This window comes from Azohydromonas lata NBRC 102462 (genome assembly GCF_001571085.1).
GTDB classification, from domain to species: Bacteria; Pseudomonadota; Gammaproteobacteria; order Burkholderiales; family Burkholderiaceae_C; genus Azohydromonas; species Azohydromonas lata.
This window is the reverse complement of record NZ_BCTC01000074.1, coordinates 1-21,505: the sequence shown is the minus strand read 5'-3', so window position 1 is coordinate 21,505 and position 21,505 is coordinate 1. Positions and strand designations below refer to the sequence as shown.

Genomic DNA, 21,505 nt, shown 5'->3' with positions numbered 1-21,505 from the left:
CCACCCCCGCCGCCGCCCAGGGCAGCGATCGCCCCGTGGACCTGATGGCCCAGCCGCCCGCGGGCGCGGCGGCCGATGCCGCGGTGCTCGCGCCCATCGCGGCCGGTGCCCGGCGCTCGCCCAACCAGCGCGCCTGGGCCCGTTTCAAGCGCAACCGCCTGGGCTACGTGTCGCTGTGGGTGTTCATCGCCATGCTGGTGTTCTCCACGCTGGCCGAGTTCGTGAGCAACGACCGCCCGCTGGTGGCGCGCTACGAGGGCCGCTGGTTCTTCCCCGTGGTGAGCAACCCGCCGGAAGACGCGTTGGGCGGCGACTTCGCCACGCCCACGGACTGGAAGGACCCCTTCATCGCCGCGCAGTTCGACAAGCCCGGCAACTGGCGGCTGGGCACGCTCAACCCGCACTCGGCCTCGTCCACGGACTACTTCTCGAAGGAGCCCGACCCCGCGCCACCGGGGGGGATCAACCTGCTGGGGACGGACAGCCAGGGGCGCGACATGGTGGCGCGGCTGCTTTACGGCTTCCGGGTGAGCATCTGGTTCGGCCTGGCGCTCACTGCCGTGGGCACCGTGCTGGGCGTGCTGGCCGGCGCGCTGCAGGGCTACTTCGGCGGCAAGCTCGACCTCACCATGCAGCGCGTCATAGAGGTCTGGGGCGCGGTGCCGGAGCTGTACCTGTTGATCATCTTCGCCTCCATCTTCGAGCCCTCGCTGCTGCTGCTGCTCGTCCTGCTGTCGCTGTGGGGCTGGATGGGGCTGTCGGACTACGTGCGCGCGGAGTTCCTGCGCAACCGCTCGCTGGACTACGTGAAGGCGGCGCGGGCGCTGGGCCTCTCGAACCGGCAGATCATCTTCCGCCACGTGCTGCCCAACTCGCTCACGCCGGTGATCACGTTTTTGCCCTTCCGCATGAGCGGCGCCATCCTGTCGCTGACCTCACTGGACTTCCTGGGCCTGGGCGTGCCGCGCACGGTGCCCTCGCTGGGTGAGCTGCTCAACCAGGGCAAGGCCAACCTGGATGCCTGGTGGATCATCGTCCCGACCTTCGTGCTGCTCGTGATCACGATGCTGCTGCTGACCTTCATCGGCGACGCGCTGCGCGACGCCTTCGACACCCGCAAGTCATGAGCATGGACGACGTGAAGGCAACGCCAGCCCTGCTGGATGTGCAGCACCTGACGGTGCGGTTCGGCGACCACGCGGTGGTCAACGACGTGAGCTTCCAGGTCCGCCCGCGCGAAAAGTTCGCGCTGGTGGGAGAGTCGGGGAGTGGCAAATCCATCACCGCGCTGTCGGTGCTGCGGCTGGTGGATGGGGCGCAGACCCGCGGGGCGATCCGCTTCGGCGGCGAAGACCTGGTGGCCCTGAGCGAGCGGCGCATGCGGGCCTTGCGTGGGCGCGACATCGGCATGATCTTCCAGGAGCCCATGACGGCGCTGAACCCGCTCTACAGCGTGGGCAACCAGATCGCCGAGGTGCTGGAGCTGCACGAGGCGCTGCGGCCCAACGCGGCGCGGGCCCGCGCCATAGAGCTGCTGGAGCGCACCGGCATCCCCGAGCCGCAGCGGCGGGTGGACGCCTTTCCGCACGAGCTCTCCGGCGGCCAGCGCCAGCGCGCCATGATCGCCATGGCGCTCGCCTGCAAGCCCAAGCTGCTCATCGCCGACGAGCCCACCACGGCGCTGGACGTGACCATCCAGGCGCAGATCCTGGCCCTGCTGGACGAGCTGCAGGCCGAAATGGGCATGGCGCTGCTGTTCATCACGCACGACCTCAACCTGGTGCGCCGCTTCACGCACCGCGTGGGCGTGATGGAGCGCGGCCGCCTGGTGGAGTCCGGCGACACCGCCGCCGTCTTCGCCGACCCGCAGCACGCCTACACCCGCAAGCTGCTGGGCAGCCGCCCGCGCCGCGTGGTGATGCCCGTGCCGCCGGACGCGCCCGCGCTGCTGCAGGCGCAGGACGTGCGCGTGCACTTTGCGCGCAAGGGCTCGTGGTTCCGCAAGCTGCCGCCCTTCGAGGCGGTGAAGGCCGCCACGCTGGAGCTCAGGCGCGGCGAGACGCTGGGCATCGTGGGCGAGTCCGGCTCCGGCAAGACGACGCTGGGCATGGCGCTGCTGGCGCTGCAGCCCATCGCGGGCGGGCAGGTGCGCTTGGGCGAGCAGCGCATCGACGACGCGGGCCGCGATGCGCTCCGCGCCATGCGCCGGCGCATGCAGGTGGTCTTCCAGGACCCGTTCGGCTCCCTGAGCCCGCGCATGACCGTGGGCCAGATCGTGGACGAGGGCCTTGCACTGCACCAGCCGCAGCTCAGCCGCGGCCAGCGCGAGGAGCGTGTGCTGAAGATGCTGGACGAGGTGGGCCTGAGCGAGCGCCACGGCGTGGCCGACGTGCTGCAGCGCTACCCGCACGAGTTCAGCGGCGGGCAGCGCCAGCGCATCGCCATTGCGCGCGCGGTGGTGCTGGAGCCGGAGCTGCTGGTGCTGGACGAGCCGACCTCGGCGCTGGACGTGTCGGTGCAGCAGCAGGTGCTGTCGTTGCTGGCACAACTACAGCAGCGCTATGGCATGAGCTATGTGTTCATCAGCCACGACCTGGCCGTGGTGCGTGCCATGTCGCACCGCGTGGTCGTGATGCGCCAGGGCGAGATGGTGGAGCAGGGCGAGGCGGAGTCCCTCTTCAGCGCGCCGCGCCAGCCTTACACGCAGGAGCTGCTGGCGGCGGCGCGGCTGGCGTAGCGGACAAGGGCGGCACGGGCTCGCCGGGCCGCCCGCGCGGGCTTACTTGATCAAGCCCTCGTGCTTCATCGCCGCCTGCACGCTGGGACGCTCCTGCATGCGCTGGCGGAAGGCCTGCAGGTTGGCCAGGTCGGCTATCTCCACCTTGGTGAAATCGGCCCAATTGGTGACGGTGAACAGGTAGGCGTCGGCCACGGTGAAGTCGTCGCCCATGAGATAGGCCTTGCCGGCAAGCTGGCCGTCCACCCATTGCAGCTTCTGGCGCAGCCGGGTGCGGTGGATCTCCTTGGCTTCGTCCGGCATGCCGGGCGTGAAGAAGACGCCGAAGCTCTTGTGCAGCTCGCTGGTGATGAAGTTGAGCCACTCCATCAGCCGGTAGCGGGCCAGGGTGCCGAAAGGCGGCGCCAGCTTGCGGTCGGGCACCTGGTCGGCCAGGTACTGGACGATGGCCGGGCCTTCGGTGAGGCGCTCGCCGCTGTCGAGCTCCAGCAGCGGCACGGAGCCCTTGGGGTTGATGGTGTAGTAGTCGGTGCCGTCCTGCAGCTTGTGCGACTTGGTGCTGGCCAGCACCAGCTCGCAGGGCAGGCCGGCTTCGTGCAGGACGATGTGCGGGCTGAGTGAACAGGCGCCGGGACTGTAGTACAGCTTCATCCAATCTCCTTCGTTCGAGGGGGGCGCTTACGATAGCCGCTGTTACGGCCCTTCGCTTCGAGTCGCCCCAATGCCGCGTTCCATCCTTTCAGAAGACCGCCTGCACCCCGCCATTCGCGCTCAGGTGGCCTCGTTGCACGCCGACGTCGTCCAGGAGGTGCTGCGCGCGGTGGCTGCTCACCCCGTGGTGGTGGTCGGAATGGCGCAAAACCCTTTCCCCAAGCGCGCACGCCGTGCGCTGGACCGCGCCGGCATCGCGCACTTCGACCTGGATTACGGCAGCTACTTCAGCCAGTGGCGCCGGCGCAACGCGCTCAAGATGTGGACGGGTTGGCCCACCTTCCCCATGGTGTTCGTCCGCGGCCAGATGGTGGGCGGCGCGCAGGACCTGGACAAGCTCCTCGCCAGCGGCGAGCTGCAGCGGCTGCTGCAGGGCTGAGGCCACAGCCGCCTCCAGGGCGGCGTGCGCTCACGGCGCGGTCTGCTGCTCCAGCCACAGCAGGCCGTGCAGGGCCTGCTCGGCCGACCCGGCGCACATGCCGGGCGAGGGCTTCAGCGAGGCGCACACGGGCGGCCGGCGCGGATCGCCAAAGAGGGCGCAGCGCAGGTCCGGCAGCAGTTGCGCACAGCGCACGCCGGCCGGCTTGCCCTGCGGCATGCCGGGAATGGGGCTGGAAATGGAAGGCGCGATGCAGCAGGCACCGCAGCCCGGACGGCAATCCATGGGTTGAGGCAAAGCGGCCCGCCATGTGGGCCAACCCCCTATTGTCCCGCGCCAGTGTTGGCCCTGGCCTGGGCCGGCTTGTCAGCTTCGGTCAATGCTGCGCTGGCAGCATGCCTGCATCCTCACTGCGGCTGCATTCGCTTTTCTCTCGTCCTGCCATGCGGCACCCCCATGCCGCACTGCACCTTCCCCGCCTCCCGATGCGAGCCCGTCGCCTGCTCCCCTGGTCCATTCCCGCCGCTGCCGTGCTGGCCTGCGGCGTGTACTGGACCCAACTGCTTCACACGCAGGAGCGGGCGCGCGACCGTGCGCTGCATACCGCGGCGGCGCGTGCCGCGCACCTGGCCGACACGCTGGCGCTGCAGGCCGAGACGCTGGTGCAGTCGGCGGATTTCGTCTTGTCCACCGTGGGCGCGCAATGGGGGGATCGCCAGCCGTTGCCGCCCCTGCCTTATCCGCCGGGCGCCGTACTGCAGTTGGGCGTGCTGGACGGCAAGGGCAAACTGCAGTCGCAGGACGGCAGCGTGGCGCGCGTGGTGATCGATGGCCTGCCGGCGTCCGCGCCCGGGCTGTCGGTTGGCGCGCCGGCGCGCCAGCCCGTGGCCGGCGCGGTGAGCTTCGTGCGCCCGCTGCCAGGTCAGGGCCAGGCTCAGGTGCTGCTGACCTTGTCGCCCAACTACCTCACCGGGTTGCTGCGGCGCCTGCAACCGTCACGCGGCGACCTGCTGCTGCTGGCGCGGGCCGACGGCGTGGCCGTGGCGCGCAGCGACGGGCTGGTGGAGCCGCTGCCCTTCCCGGTGGGACCACTGTTCGAGCATGCGCCGCGCACGGACGAAGTGCTCAGCCAGGCTTGGCCCGCGGAAGACGGCCGGCGCATTCTGGGATGGCAGCGCGTGGGTAACACGCCGCTGCTGGCGCTGGCCGCCGTGGACGAAGGCGGCGCCTTGCGCGGCGTGCAGGCCGAGCAGGCCACGGCCCGGCGCCGCGGCGGCCTGGGCAGCGCCGCCGTGCTGGTCATGGCCGGCGTGCTGAGCCTGTTGCTGCGCCGCCGCCAACGCCGCCGTACCACCGCCGCGTCCGCGGCAGCCAAACCCCTCGGCAAGCCCGCAGGCGCTCACACGGCCACGCCGGCCAATTCCGCATCCACACCGGCCTGACAGTTAAAAGCTATCGACATCATGGTGTCAATTGAATGGTGCAAAATCTTGCCCATCGCCACCATGGACTCCGTAACCCAAGTGAACTGGATGGAGAACGGCATGGCCAAGACCGCGGCTTTCGGTGTGATGCACGTCTGCACGGCTTTTGGGGTCAGCTACGCCCTGACGGGCAGCATGACGGTGGCGGGTGCAGTGACCGTGGTGGAGCCCGTGGTGAACATGGTTGGGCACTATTTTTTCGATAAGGCGTGGGATAAGCACATGGGACATGCCCCCGCGGCGGGGCAGGCAGCCTCGCAACCTTAAAATTAAGGGTTTGCCACTTTCATGAGGCCGTCGCGGGAGCGACGGTGTCCGCCGTGCTGCATCCCCAGGAATTTGAGGTCATCGTCGTCGGCGGTGGCCACGCAGGCACCGAGGCGGCGCTGGCCGCGGCTCGCATGGGCTGCCGCACGCTGCTGCTGACCCACAACATCGAGACGCTAGGCCAGATGAGCTGCAACCCGTCCATAGGCGGGATAGGCAAGGGCCATCTGGTCAAGGAGGTGGACGCCCTGGGCGGCGCCATGGCCGCGGCGACCGATGAGGCGGGCATCCAGTTCCGCATCTTGAATGCGAGCAAGGGTCCGGCCGTGCGTGCCACGCGGGCGCAGGCCGATCGCATCCTGTACAAGGCCGCTATCCGCCGCCGCCTGGAGAACCAGCCCAACCTGTGGCTGTTCCAGCAGGCCGTGGACGACTTGATGGTGGAGGGCGACCGCGTGGTGGGGGCCGTCACGCAGATCGGCCTGCGCTTCCGTGCCCGCACCGTGGTGCTGACGGCCGGTACTTTCCTGGACGGCAAGATCCACGTCGGCCTGCAGAACTACAGTGCTGGCCGCGCGGGCGACCCGCCGGCGGTGAGCCTGTCGGCCCGGCTCAAGGAATTGAAGCTGCCGCAGGGGCGGCTGAAGACCGGCACGCCGCCGCGCATTGACGGGCGCAGCATCGATTTTTCCAAGCTCACCGAGCAGCTCGGCGACCTGGACCCGGTGCCGGTGTTCAGCTTCATGGGACATGCGTCGCAGCACCCCCAGCAATTGCCTTGCTGGATCACGCATACCAACCAGCGCACGCACGACATCATCCGCAGCGGTTTTGACCGCAGCCCAATGTTCACGGGCGTGATCGAGGGCGTTGGGCCGCGCTACTGTCCGAGCATTGAAGACAAGATCAACCGCTTCGCGGACAAAGACTCGCACCAGATTTTTCTGGAGCCGGAAGGGCTGACCACGCACGAGTTTTATCCCAACGGCATCTCGACCTCGTTGCCCTTCGACATCCAGCTTGCTGCGGTGCATTCCATGCCGGGCCTGGAGAACGCGCATATCCTGCGCCCGGGCTACGCCATCGAGTACGACTACTTCGATCCGCGTGAGCTGTCGCCCAGCTTCGAAAGCCGCGCCATCAAGGGCCTGTTCTTCGCGGGCCAGATCAACGGCACTACCGGCTATGAGGAAGCGGCGGCCCAAGGCTTGTTCGCCGGACTCAATGCTGCGCTGCAGTCCCAGGACAAAGCGCCCTGGCTGCCGGGCCGCGATCAAGCTTATCTTGGCGTGTTGGTGGATGACCTCATCACGCGCGGCGTGAGCGAGCCTTACCGCATGTTCACCAGCCGTGCCGAGTTCCGCCTGCAACTGCGCGAGGACAACGCCGATCTGCGTCTCACCGAGGAAGGTCGCCGTTTGGGCCTGGTGGGCGATGAGCGTTGGGATGCTTTCAACCGCAAGCGCGACGCTGTTTCACGTGAAACACAGCGCCTGCGCCAGACCTGGGTACACCCGCGCTGGCTGGCGGCTGAACAGGGTGAAGCCTTGTTGGGCAAGGCGATTGAACGTGAGTACCCCCTTGTCGACTTGCTGCGCCGGCCCGGTGTGGACTGGGACAAGGTGGCAGCGGCCGATGCGCTGGTGAAGCAGGCGCGCAGCAGCGAGGAAGCGCCTGTTTCACGTGAAACACTGCGCGCTGAACTTGGGGAGGAGCTGGCTAACGCCGTCATCGAGCAGGTGGAGATTGGCGTCAAGTACGCCGGCTACATCGACAAACAGCAGGAAGAAGTGCAGCGCGCGGCGCAATACGAGAAGCTGCCCTTGCCGGAGGACCTGGACTATTCCGAAATCGCGGCCTTGTCCTTTGAAGTGCGCCAAAAGCTGGCCAAGCACCGTCCGGCGACCTTGGGCCAAGCTTCACGCATCTCGGGCATCACCCCGGCCGCCATTTCGCTGCTGCTGGTGCACCTGCGCAAGGGCAGTTGGAAAGAGTTCAAGACGGCCCTGCCCGTGACGAACGACCAGACGGGCTGAACTCATGGAACAAGCTGAAGAACTGCGCATTGCCGCGCTGGTGGAACAACTCGGTTTGCCTGCCGATGAGGCCCAGTTGCGCCGGATCGCCGAGTACCTTGCCTTGCTGCAGCGCTGGAACAAGACCTACAACCTCACCGCGCTGCGCGACCCGGCCCAGATGTTCACGCACCATTTGGCCGACTGCCTCGCGGCTTTGCCGCCGCTGCAGCGGGCACTGGCCGCACGGCCGGCGCAGCAGTTGACATTGCTGGATGTGGGCAGCGGTGGGGGCTTGCCCGGCGTGCTCATTGCCATCTTGTGTCCGCAGCTTCAGGTGAGCTGCGTGGATACGGTGGGCAAGAAGGCGGCGTTTATCCGTCAGGCCGGCGCCGAGTTGGGCCTGCGCAACCTGCGAGCCGAGCATGCCCGGGTGGAGCAATTGCCCAGTCGCTACGACATCATCACCAGCCGCGCCTTTGCCACTTTGGCTGACTTCGTGGCCTTGACCGGGGACCGTTTGGCGCCGGATGGCCTGTGGATGGCCATGAAGGGCAAACAGCCGGACGACGAAATTTCGGTGTTGCCGAGCGACGTGGACGTGTTTCACGTGGAACCTTTGCAGGTTCCAGGTTTGGATGCGGAACGTTGCTTGATTTGGATGCGCCCGCGGCGCTGAGACGGGACAATCACGGTTTCCGTTCCGGACGGGCCGGGCGGGCCACGAACCTTTGGAGGAGAGCATGCTCGGCATAGACGTCGGCGCCTTCTGCGCGGCCGTGGTCCTGTTTCTGGCCTTGCCTGGACCAGGGACTTTCATGCTGCTCAGCAGCACGGGGCAGGGCGGGTTCAACGGTGGTGCGGCGGCGACGCTTGGGCTGATCCTGGGTGATCAGGTGTTGCTGTGGTTGGCGGTAGCCGGCGTGGCGGCACTGCTGGCAGCCAATCCGCTGTTGTTCAAGGGCCTGCAGATCGCCGGTGCGGCTTACCTGGGCTGGCTGGGCTTGAAAATGCTGCTGGCCCGCGACGGTGATGGCGCCTTGCCTGTGCGCGTGACGCCGGGCCATTACCTGCGCCAGGGGCTGCTGATCACGCTGTCCAACCCCAAGGCCATCGTTTTCTACATGGCCTTTTTCCCGCTGTTCATAGACCCGGCCCGCCAGCAAGGCGTCTGGACGTTTGCCTTCATGGCGCTGCTGATTGCGTCCATCACGGCCTTGTGGTGCCTGACGCTCTGCGCCGGTGCGCAAGCCTTGTCTGCCTACGTGCGTGCGCATCGCCGCTTGGCACGCACGCTGCAGCGCCTGTCCGGCCTGGCGCTGCTGGGTTTTGGTTTGCGCCTGGTGCGCTGATTCAATGCACCGGCTTCCACTCCACCATCACAACAATCACCCCTGACCATGGCCAAGATCTTTTGCATCGCAAACCAGAAGGGTGGCGTGGGCAAGACCACCACCGCCGTCAACCTCGCCGCCGGCTTGGCGCGCATAGGCCAACGCGTGCTGGTGGTGGACCTGGACCCGCAGGGCAACGCCACCATGGGCTCCGGCGTGGACAAGCGCACCCTGGAGCACAGCGTGTACGAGGTGCTGCTGGAAGCCGTATCCGTGGCCGAGGCGCGCGTGCATGCGGAAAAGGCCGGCTACGACGTGTTGGGCGCCAACCGTGAGCTCTCCGGGGCCGAGGTGGAACTGGTCGGGGTGGAGCGCCGTCAGGACAGGCTGCGCGGCGCGTTGGCGGCCTGTGACGCAGACTATGACTTCGTGCTGGTCGATTGCCCCCCGTCGCTGAGCCTGCTCACGCTCAATGGCATGTGTGCGGCGCATGGCGTGGTCGTCCCCATGCAATGCGAGTATTTCGCGCTGGAAGGGCTGACGGATCTGGTCAACACCATCAAGCAGATTCACGCCAGCCTGAACCCGCGGCTGCAAATCATCGGCCTGCTGCGGGTGATGTTCGACCCGCGCATGACGCTGCAGCAGCAGGTCAGCGAGCAGTTGAAAGTGCACTTCGGTGACAAGGTCTTTGACAGTGTCATTCCGCGCAACGTGCGTCTGGCCGAGGCGCCCAGCTACGGCCAGCCGGGTGTGGTGTTCGACCCGGCTGCCAAGGGGGCACAGGCCTACGTGGAGTTTGCGCAGGAGCTGGTCAAGCGCTGCGCCAAGCGCTGAATCTGTCGATCCCATGCGCCCGTGAAAAAGCCGCCCGCAGGCGGCTCTTGAAGGCCCTGCAAGGGCCGGTGTGGCGCTTACAGGCCCAAACCCTCGTCCAGGCCCAAATGAATGTTCATGGACTGTACCGCGGCACCGCTGGCACCCTTGCCCAGGTTGTCCAGGCGCGCCATGACGATGGCTTGCTGCCCGTTGGCGAAGACGGCGATGTCCACTCGGTTGGTGTCGTTGTTGGCCTGCACGTCGAAAAAGCCGCCGTCGAGGTTGGCCGCATCGCCCAGGGGCAGGACCTTGATGAAGCGCTCACCCTCGTAATGCGCCTCATAGGCCGCATGCAGCCGCTGTGCGTCGGTGCCGGCGGCCAGTTGCGAGAGGTGCAGCGGCACGCTCACGCACAGTCCCTTGAGGAAGGGGCCGACCACGGGCATGAATACCGGCGTGGTCTGCAGCCCCGTGTGCGCCGTCATCTCCGGAATGTGCTTGTGCGCCAGCGTCAGCCCGTAGGGGCGCGGCGAGGCCAGCTTGGCATTACCGCCAGCCTCGTACTCGGCGATCATGCTTTTGCCACCGCCGGAATAGCCCGTCAGCGAGGTGGCCGACAGCGGCAGCGTGGGCGCGACGATGCCGGCGTCTACGAGCGGACGCAGCAGCAAAATGAAGGCCGTGGAGTGGCAGCCCGGGTTGGAGATGCGCTTGGACTCGCGGATCAGCTCGCGCTGCCCCTTGGCCAGCTCCGGCAGGCCGAAGACCCAGCCCGGCGCCGTGCGGTGCGCGGTGCTGGCGTCGATCAGGCAGGACTTGGGATTGCGCACCAGCGAGGCCGCTTCGCGCGAGGCGGCATCCGGCAGGCACAGGAAGGACACCGCGGCCGCATCCAGCAGCCGGGCCCGCTCGGCCGGGTCCTTGCGCTTGTCGGGATCGATGCGCAGCAACTCGACGTCGTCGCGCTGCGCCAGGTACTCATGGATGCGCAGGCCGGTGGTGCCCTCTTGCCCATCCACGAACACGGTATGTTTCATCTTCGCCTCTCCACTTCGAGCAAACGTAAAAGGATAAGCCAAGCCCCATGGATGACTTGCAAGTGCTGATCCTGCCCGGCTGGCAGGGATCCGGCCCCGAACACTGGCAAAGCCGCTGGGAGCAGCGCCACGGCTTCACCCGCGTGCAGCAGGACGATTGGCTGTGGCCGCGCCGCGGCGACTGGATGACGCAGCTGGAAGAGGCCGTGCTGAGCCGCCGGGGCCCGCTGCTGCTGGCCGCACACAGCCTGGGCTGCCAACTGGTGGCCGCCTGGGCCGCGCATTCGCGCCATACCGACCGCGTCGCCGGCGTGCTGCTGGTGGCGCCGCCTGACGTGGAACGCGACGACATGCCGCCCAACGTGTACTCCTGGCGGCCCATCGTCCGCCGGCGCCTGCCCTTCGCGGCCGTGGCGGTCGTGAGCTCCAACGATGCCTATTGCGCGCCTGAGCGTGCCGCCGGCATGGCGCACGACTGGGGCGCCCGCTTGGTGGAGGTGGGCGCGGCTGGCCACATCAATGCCGACTCCGGCCTGGGCGACTGGGCACAAGGTCTCGAACTGTTGCGCCAAGTGGGGATGGCGGGTGGCCTATCGCCGACAATCACGCCATGGTGACGAAGAAACCCAAGGGGCTGGGACTGGGCCTCGAAGCCTTGCTTGGGCCGCGTGTGGAAGCGCCTGAAGCGCCTCCATCGGTCCTGAAGCTGGAACTGCTGCTGCCCGGCCGCTATCAGCCGCGCACGCGCATGGACGAAGGCTCGCTTTACGAGCTGGCCGAAAGCATCAAGAGCCAGGGCGTGATGCAGCCCATCCTCGTGCGCCCGGCGCAGGAGGGACGCTACGAGATCATCGCCGGCGAGCGGCGCAGCCGCGCGGCCAAGCTCGCCGGGCTGGACGAGGTACCGGTGCTGGTGCGCGAGGTGCCGGACGAATCGGCCGCCGTGATGGCGCTGATCGAAAACATCCAGCGCGAAGATCTCAACCCGCTGGAAGAGGCCCAAGGCCTGCAGCGCCTGATCAACGAGTTCAACCTGACGCACGAGCAGGCCGCCCGCGCCGTGGGCCGCTCGCGCAGCGCCGCCAGCAACCTGCTGCGCCTGCTCAACCTGTGCCCGCAGGTGCAGCAAATGCTCATGGCCGGCGACCTGGACATGGGCCACGCGCGCGCGCTGCTGTCGGTGGATGCAGCGCAGCAAATCCTGCACGCCAACGAGATCGTGGCCCGCAAGCTCTCGGTGCGCGAGGCGGAAAAACTCGTCGCCCGCCAATCGGCGCCGGCCAAGCCCAAGCCGGGTCCACAGGCGCCGCAGGACAAGTCGCGCGATCTGCAGCGCATCGAGGAACTGCTGGCCGATGCGCTCACCGCCGCGGTGGAAATCCGCATCCGCCGCAAGACGCTGCGTGGCGAAAAGGGCGAGATCGCCATCGCCTTCGGCTCGCTGGACGAGCTCAACGGCCTGCTGGACAAGCTGGGCATCAAGGAAGGCTGAAAAGCTGCCGCAGCGGCATTCAGTGTGCTGATGGCTTGCGCAGGCAAGCCACCACTCCGGCACAGATAGGTGCTGACGCTACTGCTGCAGTGATTCCAGGAAGCGGCGCTGCCACCAGTGCACGTCGTACTCGCGGATGTTGGCCAGCAGCCGCTGGTGGCGCGTCTGGCGCTCCTCCAGCGGCATGTGCAGGGCGTGCTGTATGGCGTCGGCCGTGCCGTCGCTGTCGTAAGGATTGACGAGCAGCGCGTCGCGCAACTGCTCGGCGGCGCCGGCAAAGCGCGAGAGCACCAGCACGCCGGGGTCGGCCTCGTCCTGGGCGGCAATGAACTCCTTGGCCACCAGATTCATGCCGTCGCGCAGCGGCGTCACCAGTGCCACGCGGCTGGCCCTGTAGAGGCCCGGCAGCCGCTTGCGCGCCACGGTGCGGTGGATGTAGCGGATGGGCATCCAGTCCAGCTCACCGTAGTTGCCGTTGATGGAGCCGCACAGGCCCTCCAACTGGCGGCGCAGGTCGTTGTAGGCCCCCACCGTCTCGCGCGAGGGCGAGGCAATCTGTATGAGCGTGGCGCTGTTGCAGTTGCCCGGGTAGCGCTGCAGCAGGCTGCGCATGGCACGCAGGCGCTGCGGCAGGCCTTTGGAGTAGTCCAGCCGGTCCACGCCCACCAGCAGCCGGCGCTTGGCGTACTGGTCGCGCATGGTGGCCAGCGTCTCCTGCGCCTCGCGGCCCTGGGTGAGCGAGGCGAATTCGTCCACGTCTATGCCGATGGGAAAGGCCTGCACGCGCAGCTCGCGGCCGAAGGCGCTGAAGCGGCCGTCGGCCGCCTGCTCGGCCTGGGCCTCGGTGTAGACGTAGCGCGCGAAGTGGTTGAGGTCGGTCTGGCTTTGCAGGCCCACCAGGTCGTAGGCGAAGAGGGCGCGTATGAGCCATTCGTGCGCCGGGATGGCAGCCATGATCAGCGGCGGCGGCAGCGGAATGTGCAGGAAAAAACCTATGCGCTGGCGGCAGCCCAGGGACCGCAGCTCCTCGGCCAGCGGGATGAGGTGGTAGTCGTGCACCCAGATCAAGTCGTCCGGGCGCAGCAGCGGCAGCAGTTGCTGCGCGAACATGCGGTTCACGCGCCGGTAGCCGCCTATGTAGCCGGCATCGAAGTCGGCCAGATCCAGCCGGTAATGGAACACAGGCCACAGCACGCCGTTGGAATAGCCCAGGTAGTAGGCGTCGTGGTCCTCCTGGGTGAGGTCCACGGTGGCCAGGGTGACGTCACCGGCACGCTGCACGTGCAATTGGGGCTGCGCCTGCGCGGCGGCATCGGTTTTCTCGACGATGTTGCCGCTCCAGCCGAACCAAAGGCCGCCGGTGGCGTTGAGCGCCTCGCCCAGCGCCACGGCCAAGCCGCCCGCCGCGGTTTTGCGCGGGTCGGCCACGCGGTTGGAGACAACGACCAATCGCGGCATGTCTGTTCTTCCTCTTTGCAGCACGCGCGGGGCGCATGCCTTTGCTTCCAATTTCCCGCCGCCGCCTTGCCGGCGCGGAACGGGCCCGTGCTGCGCCCAGGGCAGGCCATGTGCCTTGCCTTGGGCGCGTGCAGCGCATGGCAAAGCCGGCACGAGCGCCTGCCTGCTCGACAGCCCGCGGCCGTTCAAGGCAGCACCTGAGCCTTGCCGGGCAGAGGCACTGTCTGTGGGCGCGCTTGCCCTGTTGCGGTGCAGCGGGCAAACGGCGTGCGTGGCTCACGCTTGGCTTGCGGACGCGGCTGGAGATGCCGCTGGCGTATCGCCTAGCGTGATGCTGGAGAAGGAGCCGTCAGCGTTGCCAGCGCCTGCCGCAGCCAGGCTTGCAGCGCCGCCGGATCGCCCAGGCGATGGTGCGCACAGGTACCGCCGGCGCCCACCTTGACGGCAATGCCGCCCAATGCCTGCACCGTCTCGAAAGCGGCCTCGTCTGTGACGTCGTCGCCAAAAAACCACGGACACCGGCCCTGGAAGGGCGATTCCTCCAGGAAGGCGCGCACGGCGGCACCCTTGCCGGCAGCGCGGGGTTTCATCTCCAGCACCTGCTTGCCGCGCATGAGCGCCATGTCCGGCAGTTGCTGCAGCGCCTCCGTCATGGCGGCCAGGCATGGGGCTTCAAGCGACGGTGCCTGGCGGTAGTGCAGGGCGATGGCGCTGGACTTTTCCTCCAGCAGCAATCCCGGATGGGCTGCCACCAAGGCACGCAGGGTGGGCAGCACCTTGTCCAGCTTGGGCGCGGGCAGGCGGTGCCAGCGCCCGTCTGCGGCGCGCCGCTCGGCCCCGTGCACGCCCGCGGCCGGCAGTTGCAGCGGAGAGAGGAAATGGTCTATCTCGGCAATGGGACGGCCGGTGACGATGGCCAGTGCCCCGTCCAGCGCGCCGGCCAACTGGTCCAGCAAGGACGGGATGTCAGCGTGCACGGTGACGGCTTGCGGATGGGCAGCGATATCGGCCAGCGTGCCGTCGAAGTCCAGAAATACGGCACAAGCGGTGCTGGGAAGCGGCAATTCAGACATCCGGTCAGCCTAGCCGTCGGCGCCTACAGCGCCGAAAACGAATGCAACGGCCGCCGCAGGGGGATTGAACCTGCCCGTGGCTTGTGGCCCGGAAGGCGTTCAAAGTGCGGGAAAGCCCTCAGAACTCGCCCCATCGAAATGTGAACGAATGAGGCAAACAAGCGACGCGGTTGTAACGCGAACAAGACACAGCGTGCATGTCAGCCGCCGACAAGGCAGCATCGTTGAAATGGCTCATGCGGGCGCGCCAAACCTGCACCAGAAAGGAGGGACCCAGCGGGGCACGGTCCTTGCTGAGAGAGGGACAGGCGCTGTCGCAAGACCCGCCTTGTGAATCGCGCTGACTTTGGCTCCCTTGGAGGGACGATCACGCAAGCCACACGCTGAAGACCGGAAAGCTCTGATGGCGCCCGGGCCCGTACAGCCGGGACTTCATCAGAACTTCCCAGACGCTCTGGCGGCCGGCTACCGCCTGTGTGCGTCTTCCATTCAAGGAGGTCCCATGGACGTGATCAGCAGCTTCGCCGCCCGTTACGAACGCACCCGCGAGGAAGAGCTCTCGCTGGAGGAATACCTCGCGGAGTGCAAGCGCAACCCGCTGGCCTACGCCACCGCGGCCGAGCGCATGCTCAAGGCCATAGGCGAGCCGCAGATGGTTGATACGCGCAACGATCCGCGCCTCTCACGCATCTTCGCCAACAAGGTCATCAAGATCTACCCGGCCTTCGCCGAGTTCTACGGCATGGAGGACTCGATCGAGCAGGTCGTCTCCTACTTCCGCCATGCCGCGCAGGGGCTGGAGGAAAAGAAGCAGATCCTCTATCTGCTGGGCCCCGTGGGCGGCGGCAAGAGCTCCATCGCCGAGCGGCTCAAGCAGCTCATGCAGGAAGTGCCCTTCTATTCAATCAAAGGCTCGCCGGTGAACGAGAGCCCGCTGGGCCTCTTCGACGCGGTGGAGGATGGTCCCATCCTGGAGAAGGAATACGGCATCCCGCGCCGCTACCTCAACCGCATCCTTTCGCCCTGGGCGGTAAAGCGGCTGGAGGAGTTCGGCGGCGACATCCGGCGCTTCCGCGTCGTCAAGCGCTATCCGTCTGTGCTCAAGCAGATCGGCATCGCCAAGACCGAGCCGGGCGACGAGAACAACCAGGACATCAGCTCCTTGGTGGGCAAGGTCGACATCCGCAAGCTCGAAACCTACGCGCAGGACGACCCCGACGCCTACAGCTACTCCGGCGGCCTGTGCCTGGCCAACCAGGGACTGCTGGAGTTCGTGGAAATGTTCAAGGCGCCCATCAAGGTGCTGCACCCGTTGCTCACGGCCACGCAGGAGAGCAACTTCAAGGGCACCGAAGGCTTTGGCGCCATTCCCTTCGACGGCGTGGTACTGGCGCACAGTAACGAGAGCGAGTGGAAGGCTTTCCGCAATAACAAGAACAACGAGGCGTTCCTCGACCGCATCTACATCGTCAAGGTGCCGTACTGCCTGCGCGTGAGCGAGGAAATCAAGATCTACGAGAAGCTCATCCGCAACTCCTCGCTGGCGCAGGCCACTTGCGCGCCGGGCACGCTCAAGATGATGAGCCAGTTCGCCGCGCTCACGCGGCTCAAGGAGCCCGAGAACTCCAGCCTCTTCAGCAAGATGCAGGTGTATGACGGTGAAAACCTGAAGGACACTGACCCGCGCGCCAAGAGCTACCAGGAGTACCGCGACTACGCCGGCGTGGACGAAGGCATGAGCGGCATCAGCACGCGCTTCGCCTTCAAGATCATTTCCAAGGTCTTCAACTTCGACTCCACCGAAGTCGCCGCCAACCCCGTGCACCTGATGTACGTGTTGGAGCAGCAGATCGAGCGCGAGCAGTTCCCGCCGGAGCTGGAGCAGAAGTACATCGCCTTCATCAAGGAGCAGCTGGCGCCGCGCTATGCGGAGTTCATAGGCAAGGAGATACAGACCGCCTACCTGGAAAGCTACAGCGAGTACGGTCAGAACATCTTCGACCGCTACGTCACCTACGCCGACTACTGGATACAGGACCACGAGTACCGCGACACCGACACCGGCGAGGTGTTCGATCGCGCCTCGCTCAACGCGGAGTTGGAAAAGATCGAGAAGCCCGCGGGCATTGCCAATCCCAAGGACTTCCGCAACGAGATCGTCAACTTTGTGTTGCGTGCGCGGGCCAACAATCAGGGCAAGAACCCGGTGTGGACCAGTTACGAGAAGCTGCGCACCGTGATCGAGAAGAAGATGTTCAGCAACACCGAGGAGTTGTTGCCCGTCATCAGCTTCAACGCCAAGGCCAGCGCCGACGAAGCCAAGAAGCACGAGGACTTCGTCACCCGCATGGTGCAAAAGGGCTATACGCCCAAGCAGGTGCGGCTGCTGTGCGAGTGGTACCTGCGCGTTCGCAAGAGCAGCTGACCGCCGTGCGCCACGGCACCGACGGGAGACGTCATGCTTCAACAGATCATCGATCGCAGGCTCGCGGGCAAAAACAAGTCCATAGGCAACCGCGAGCGCTTTCTGCGCCGTTACCGCGACCAGATCCGCGAGGCGGTCAAGCGCGCGGTGGACGGGCGCGGCATCCGTGACATAGAGCGCGGCGAGGAGATCTCCATCCCGAAGAAGGACATCTCCGAGCCGGTGTTCCACCACGGTCAGGGCGGCATCCGCGAGGTCGTGCACCCGGGCAACCAGGAGTACATCCGCGGCGACCGCATACAGCGGCCCAAAGGGGGTGGTGGGGGGGGCAGCGGCAGCGGTCAGGCCAGCGACTCCGGCGAGGGCGAGGATGATTTCGTCTTCACCCTCTCCAAGGAGGAGTTCATGCAGGTCTTCTTCGAGGACCTGGCCCTGCCGCACCTCGTGCGCACCCAGATCGCCGAGGTGCCGGAGTGGAAGAGCCAGCGCGCGGGCTTCACCGCCGACGGCACGCCCAACAACCTGCACGTGCTGCGCTCCATGCGCGGTGCCCTGGGCCGGCGCATCGCGCTGGGCTCGGAGTCGCGCCGCGAGCTGCGCGAGCTGGAGGAGCGGCTGGAGAAGCTGCAGGCGCATCCGCATCCCACGCCGGCCCTGGCCGAGCGCGAGATCGCGGAGCTCCAGGAGCAGATCCAGGCGCTGCGCAGCCGTCTGGCGCGCATCCCTTACCTGGACCCGATAGACCTGCGCTTTCGCAACCGGGTGCGCGTGCCCGTGCCCTCGTCCAAGGCGGTCATGTTCTGCCTCATGGACGTCTCGGGCTCCATGGACGAGTCGCGCAAGGACCTGGCCAAGCGCTTTTTCATCCTGCTCTACCTGTTCCTGACCAAGCACTACGAGAAGATCGAGCTCGTCTTCATCCGCCACCACACCCAGGCGCAGGAAGTGGACGAGCAGAACTTTTTCCACGCCACGGAAACCGGCGGCACCGTGGTCTCCAGCGCGCTGGTGCTGATGGAGGAAATCGTGCGCCAGCGCTACGCCGGTGGCGACTGGAACATCTACGGCGCACAGGCCAGCGACGGCGACAACTGGCACCACGACAGCGGTCGCTGCCGCGAGTTGCTGTCCGAAAAAATCCTGCCGCTGTGCCGCTACTACGCCTACGTGCAGGTGGCCGAGGAAGAGCAAAACCTCTGGGAGGAATACACCCAGCTGCTGGGCACGCACGCCCACTTCGCCATGCGCAAGGCCACCGAGGCCTCGCAGATTTACCCCGTGTTCCGCGACCTCTTCAAAAAGGAAGGAGCGGTGGCTGCATGAACGCCGTCGTCATCAGGAATCCGCTGCGCGAGCCGCTGCCGTTGGCCGCGCGGCCACGCGAGCCGCTACCCGGTCCCAGCGACTGGACTTTCGAACTCATACAGCAGTACCACGACGTGATCCGCTCCACAGCGGACCGTTTCGGCCTGGACACCTATCCCAACCAGCTCGAAATCATCACCGCCGAGCAGATGATGGATGCCTACGCCTCCGTGGGCATGCCCGTGAACTACCGGCACTGGAGCTACGGCAAGGAGTTCATCGCCACCGAGAAGAACTACCGCCGCGGCTTCATGGGCTTGGCTTACGAGATCGTCATCAATTCGAACCCCTGCATCAGCTATCTGATGGAGGAGAACACGATGGCGATGCAGGCCCTGGTCATCGCTCACGCCGCTTACGGCCACAACAGCTTCTTCAAGGGCAACTACCTGTTCCGGATGTGGACGGACGCGTCCTCCATCATCGACTACCTGGTCTACGCCAAGAACTACATCGCCGAATGCGAGGAGCGCCACGGGCTGGACACGGTCGAGTCCTTCCTGGACTCCTGCCACGCCCTGGCCAACCACGGCGTGGACCGCTACCGCCGCCCAAGCAAGCGCACGCTGGCGCAGGAACTGGCCGAGCGCAAGGACCGCGAGAACTACGCGCAGCAGCAGGTCAACGACCTCTGGCGCACCCTGCCGCGCCGCCAGGACGACCCCAAGGAAGCCGCCGAGTCGCAGCGCCGCTTCCCCGATGAGCCGCAGGAGAATCTGCTCTACTTCATCGAAAAGAATGCCCCGCTGCTGGAGCCCTGGCAGCGCGAGATCGTACGCATCGTGCGCAAGGTGGCTCAGTACTTCTACCCGCAGCGCCAGACGCAGGTGATGAACGAGGGCTGGGCCACCTTTTGGCACCACCGGCTGCTCAATCAGATGTACGACGACGGCTACCTCACCGACGGCGTGATGATGGAGTGGCTCAAGTCGCACACCAACGTCATCTACCAGCCGCCCGTGGGCCACAAGGCCTACAGCGGGCTCAACCCGTATGCGCTGGGCTTTGCGATGTACACCGACCTCAAGCGCATCTGCGAGGAGCCCACGGCCGAGGACAAGCAGTGGTTCCCGGACATTGCCGGCGCCCCCTGGCTACCCACGCTGGACGAGGCCATGCGCAACTTCAAGGACGAGAGCTTCATTGGCCAGTATCTCTCGCCCAAAATGATGCGCGACTTCCGCCTCTTCGCCATCGTCGATGACGAAAAGGACAGCGAGATCGAAGTCAGCGCCATCCACGACGAGCAGGGCTACCGCCGCGTGCGCGAGGCGCTCTCCCGTCAGTACGACCTGGGTACCCGCGAGCCCAACATCCAGGTCTGGAACGTCAACCTGCGCGGCGACCGCTCGCTCACCCTGCGCCATATGCAGCACCAAGACCGCCCCCTGGCCGACACCGCGCAGGAAGTGCTGCGCCACGTCGCCCGCCTGTGGGGATTCGGCGTGCATCTGGAAAGCGTGGATGGCCGCGGCGAGGTGCGCAAGCGTTGGTCCGTGCCGGCACCGCCGGTCTGAGGCGCTTTGGCCTGAGGCTGCGCTGCCTCAGCGGGCAGCCTTGTATCTTTAGAGAGAGGCTTCGGACCGGCTCACGCAGCCCGAGCGGCCTCTGGGTTGATGTTTGAAGCCCGTGCCTGAGCACTGGGCGCGTGAGCCGGACCGTCCTCTCTTGCAGCCCGAACGGTTGTAGGAACTTGCAGTTCGCATAGACAAGGATGGGAGCGAGAGGACGTGTCCGACTCTGTTTTCGTGGGCATTGATGTCTCCAGCCAGACGCTGGAAGTGGCCAGCAGCGCCGAGGCCAAGACCTGGCAAGCGCGCAACGACAGCGCCGGCATCGAGCAGTTGGTGGCGCAGCTTGTGGCGCTGCAGCCGGTGCTGGTGGTGCTCGAAGCCACGGGCGGCTACGAGTTCGAAGCGGCCTGCGCGCTGCAGGCCGCGGGTCTGGCCGTGGCAGTGGTCAACCCACGCATGGCACGCGACTTCGCACGTGCCATGGGCGCGCTGGCCAAGACCGACGCGCTGGACGCCAGGATGCTGGCCGCCTTTGCCCGGGTGCTGCACCAACACCCCGAGCGCGAGCGCTTCGTCAAACCGCTGGCTGACGCCGAGCTGCAGCAGCTGCAGGCTTTGGTGCTGCGCCGGCGCCAGCTCGTGCAGATGCTTACCAGCGAGCGTCAGCGCCTGCGCATCTCGCACGCCGCAGCCAAGCCCAGCATTGAGCGCGTCATCGAGTTCCTGCAACGTGAGCTCGACGACAGCAACCGTGACGTCGCCTCGCACGTGCAGCGCCATCACGCCGAACTGGCTGCGGCGCTGCAGAGCGTGCCGGGCATTGGTGCGGCCAGCGTCGCTGTGTTGCTGGCCGAGCTGCCCGAGCTGGGCCAGCTCGACCGCCGCCGTGTAGCCGCGCTCGTTGGTGTGGCGCCGCTCAACCGCGACTCTGGCCAGATGCGCGGCCAGCGTGCCATTTGGGGCGGGCGTGCCGACGTGCGACGCACCCTCTATGGCCACGCGCTTGTCGCTGTGCGCCACAACCCCGTCCTGCGCACCTACTACGAGCGGCTGCTGGCCGCGGGCAAGCGCAAGAAGGTCGCCCTGGTAGCGGCTATGCGCAAGCTGCTGACGATGCTCAACGCCATCGCCAGGCATGGCTCGCAGTGGAATCCAGGCCTGCATAACGCTTGACGGCTAAGACGGTTGCTCAGGCTGTTTCCAGCGGCTCATGGGGTTCGAATTGACGCTGCGCTGCGCCCACCACTTGGGCAGCGCAGCGCGATACCAGCGGCGATGCCGGTAAAAGCTGCCGATGCGTGGAAATTCACGGCAGATGCGGACAACTTAAAACCCCCGCGCTTCACTTGCCGGGTGTTAACCCCAACAATGGGGTTTGACGGAGCCGTGGCTGCT

At 66.6% G+C, this 21,505-nt stretch carries 20 protein-coding genes; 15 read left to right on the top strand and 5 right to left on the bottom strand.

The window, feature by feature from the left end; translation table 11 throughout:
* Positions 1-44 precede the first annotated feature (44 nt).
* The gene (locus ALA01S_RS21485) at positions 45-1,127 is read left to right on the top strand and encodes an ABC transporter permease (protein ID WP_066340863.1); all 1,083 of its coding nucleotides are present in this window, start codon (positions 45-47) and stop codon (positions 1,125-1,127) included.
* Positions 1,124-2,737 carry an ABC transporter ATP-binding protein gene (locus ALA01S_RS21480; protein ID WP_157119167.1) on the top strand — a complete coding sequence of 538 codons (1,614 nt, stop codon included), beginning with the start codon at positions 1,124-1,126 and terminating at the stop codon, positions 2,735-2,737. Before ALA01S_RS21485 ends, ALA01S_RS21480 begins: the two co-directional genes overlap by 4 nt.
* 42 nt (positions 2,738-2,779) lie before the next feature.
* Here the strand turns inward: ALA01S_RS21480 and gstA are convergent, their stop codons facing one another.
* Positions 2,780-3,388, bottom strand: coding sequence for a glutathione transferase GstA (gene gstA / locus ALA01S_RS21475; RefSeq protein ID WP_066340824.1), 609 nt, complete (start codon positions 3,386-3,388; stop codon positions 2,780-2,782).
* Positions 3,389-3,458: 70 nt separating this feature from the next.
* Here gstA and ALA01S_RS21470 point away from each other — a divergent pair, with 70 nt between their 5' ends.
* On the top strand, positions 3,459-3,827 hold the full coding sequence (locus ALA01S_RS21470; RefSeq protein ID WP_066340822.1) for a glutaredoxin: 369 nt from the start codon (positions 3,459-3,461) through the stop codon (positions 3,825-3,827).
* 30 nt (positions 3,828-3,857) lie between these two features.
* Here ALA01S_RS21470 and ALA01S_RS33305 read toward each other — a convergent pair whose 3' ends face one another.
* On the bottom strand, positions 3,858-4,112 hold the full coding sequence (locus tag ALA01S_RS33305; protein WP_066340819.1) for a YkgJ family cysteine cluster protein: 255 nt from the start codon (positions 4,110-4,112) through the stop codon (positions 3,858-3,860).
* A 200-nt stretch (positions 4,113-4,312) separates the two neighbouring features.
* Here ALA01S_RS33305 and ALA01S_RS21460 point away from each other — a divergent pair, with 200 nt between their 5' ends.
* The 6 genes from ALA01S_RS21460 (at position 4,313) to ALA01S_RS21435 (ending at position 9,764) form a co-directional block, all read left to right on the top strand.
* Positions 4,313-5,269, top strand: a complete 957-nt coding sequence (locus tag ALA01S_RS21460; protein WP_157119166.1) for a PDC sensor domain-containing protein — start codon at positions 4,313-4,315, stop codon at positions 5,267-5,269.
* A gap of 102 nt (positions 5,270-5,371) precedes the next feature.
* Positions 5,372-5,578, top strand: a complete 207-nt coding sequence (locus tag ALA01S_RS21455) for a DUF2061 domain-containing protein (RefSeq protein ID WP_066340860.1) — start codon at positions 5,372-5,374, stop codon at positions 5,576-5,578.
* A gap of 53 nt (positions 5,579-5,631) precedes the next feature.
* On the top strand, positions 5,632-7,614 hold the full coding sequence (gene mnmG / locus ALA01S_RS21450) for a tRNA uridine-5-carboxymethylaminomethyl(34) synthesis enzyme MnmG (RefSeq protein ID WP_066340849.1): 1,983 nt from the start codon (positions 5,632-5,634) through the stop codon (positions 7,612-7,614).
* A 4-nt stretch (positions 7,615-7,618) separates the two neighbouring features.
* On the top strand, positions 7,619-8,272 hold the full coding sequence (gene rsmG, locus ALA01S_RS21445) for a 16S rRNA (guanine(527)-N(7))-methyltransferase RsmG (protein ID WP_066340815.1): 654 nt from the start codon (positions 7,619-7,621) through the stop codon (positions 8,270-8,272).
* Between the two features lie 64 nt (positions 8,273-8,336).
* Entirely contained in the window at positions 8,337-8,945 is a 609-nt protein-coding gene (locus tag ALA01S_RS21440; RefSeq protein WP_066340814.1) for a LysE family transporter, read from the top strand.
* 48 nt (positions 8,946-8,993) lie between these two features.
* Positions 8,994-9,764 (top strand): ParA family protein, encoded by a 771-nt coding sequence (locus ALA01S_RS21435; RefSeq protein WP_066340812.1) that lies wholly within the window; start codon positions 8,994-8,996, stop codon positions 9,762-9,764.
* A gap of 77 nt (positions 9,765-9,841) precedes the next feature.
* On the opposite strand, the gene argC is transcribed toward ALA01S_RS21435, so the two are convergent.
* Positions 9,842-10,783, bottom strand: coding sequence for an N-acetyl-gamma-glutamyl-phosphate reductase (gene argC, locus ALA01S_RS21430; protein ID WP_066340810.1), 942 nt, complete (start codon positions 10,781-10,783; stop codon positions 9,842-9,844).
* 47 nt (positions 10,784-10,830) lie between these two features.
* On the opposite strand from argC, the gene ALA01S_RS21425 reads away from it, so the two are divergent.
* Positions 10,831-11,400, top strand: coding sequence for an RBBP9/YdeN family alpha/beta hydrolase (locus tag ALA01S_RS21425; RefSeq protein ID WP_066340809.1), 570 nt, complete (start codon positions 10,831-10,833; stop codon positions 11,398-11,400).
* Positions 11,394-12,275 (top strand): ParB/RepB/Spo0J family partition protein, encoded by an 882-nt coding sequence (locus tag ALA01S_RS21420; RefSeq protein ID WP_066340806.1) that lies wholly within the window; start codon positions 11,394-11,396, stop codon positions 12,273-12,275. The genes ALA01S_RS21425 and ALA01S_RS21420 overlap by 7 nt, the downstream gene beginning before the upstream one ends.
* Before the next feature lie 78 nt (positions 12,276-12,353).
* On the opposite strand, the gene otsA is transcribed toward ALA01S_RS21420, so the two are convergent.
* Complete coding sequence (otsA, locus tag ALA01S_RS21415; protein ID WP_066340803.1) at positions 12,354-13,733, bottom strand: alpha,alpha-trehalose-phosphate synthase (UDP-forming); 1,380 nt, start codon at positions 13,731-13,733, stop codon at positions 12,354-12,356.
* A gap of 323 nt (positions 13,734-14,056) precedes the next feature.
* Positions 14,057-14,806: a trehalose-phosphatase gene (gene otsB, locus ALA01S_RS21410; protein WP_066340801.1), complete on the bottom strand. Its 750-nt coding sequence runs from the start codon at positions 14,804-14,806 to the stop codon at positions 14,057-14,059.
* Between the two features lie 502 nt (positions 14,807-15,308).
* Between otsB and ALA01S_RS21405 the strand changes: the two genes are divergently transcribed.
* The 4 genes from ALA01S_RS21405 (at position 15,309) to ALA01S_RS21390 (ending at position 21,283) form a co-directional block, all read left to right on the top strand.
* Positions 15,309-17,231: a PrkA family serine protein kinase gene (locus ALA01S_RS21405; RefSeq protein WP_066340798.1), complete on the top strand. Its 1,923-nt coding sequence runs from the start codon at positions 15,309-15,311 to the stop codon at positions 17,229-17,231.
* A 33-nt stretch (positions 17,232-17,264) separates the two neighbouring features.
* A complete protein-coding gene (locus ALA01S_RS21400) occupies positions 17,265-18,554 on the top strand; it encodes a YeaH/YhbH family protein (RefSeq protein WP_066340795.1) in 1,290 nt (429 codons plus the stop codon).
* Positions 18,551-20,113: a SpoVR family protein gene (locus ALA01S_RS21395; protein ID WP_066340792.1), complete on the top strand. Its 1,563-nt coding sequence runs from the start codon at positions 18,551-18,553 to the stop codon at positions 20,111-20,113. The genes ALA01S_RS21400 and ALA01S_RS21395 overlap by 4 nt, the downstream gene beginning before the upstream one ends.
* 213 nt (positions 20,114-20,326) lie before the next feature.
* The gene (locus ALA01S_RS21390) at positions 20,327-21,283 is read left to right on the top strand and encodes an IS110 family transposase (RefSeq protein WP_066340788.1); all 957 of its coding nucleotides are present in this window, start codon (positions 20,327-20,329) and stop codon (positions 21,281-21,283) included.
* Positions 21,284-21,505 lie beyond the last annotated feature (222 nt).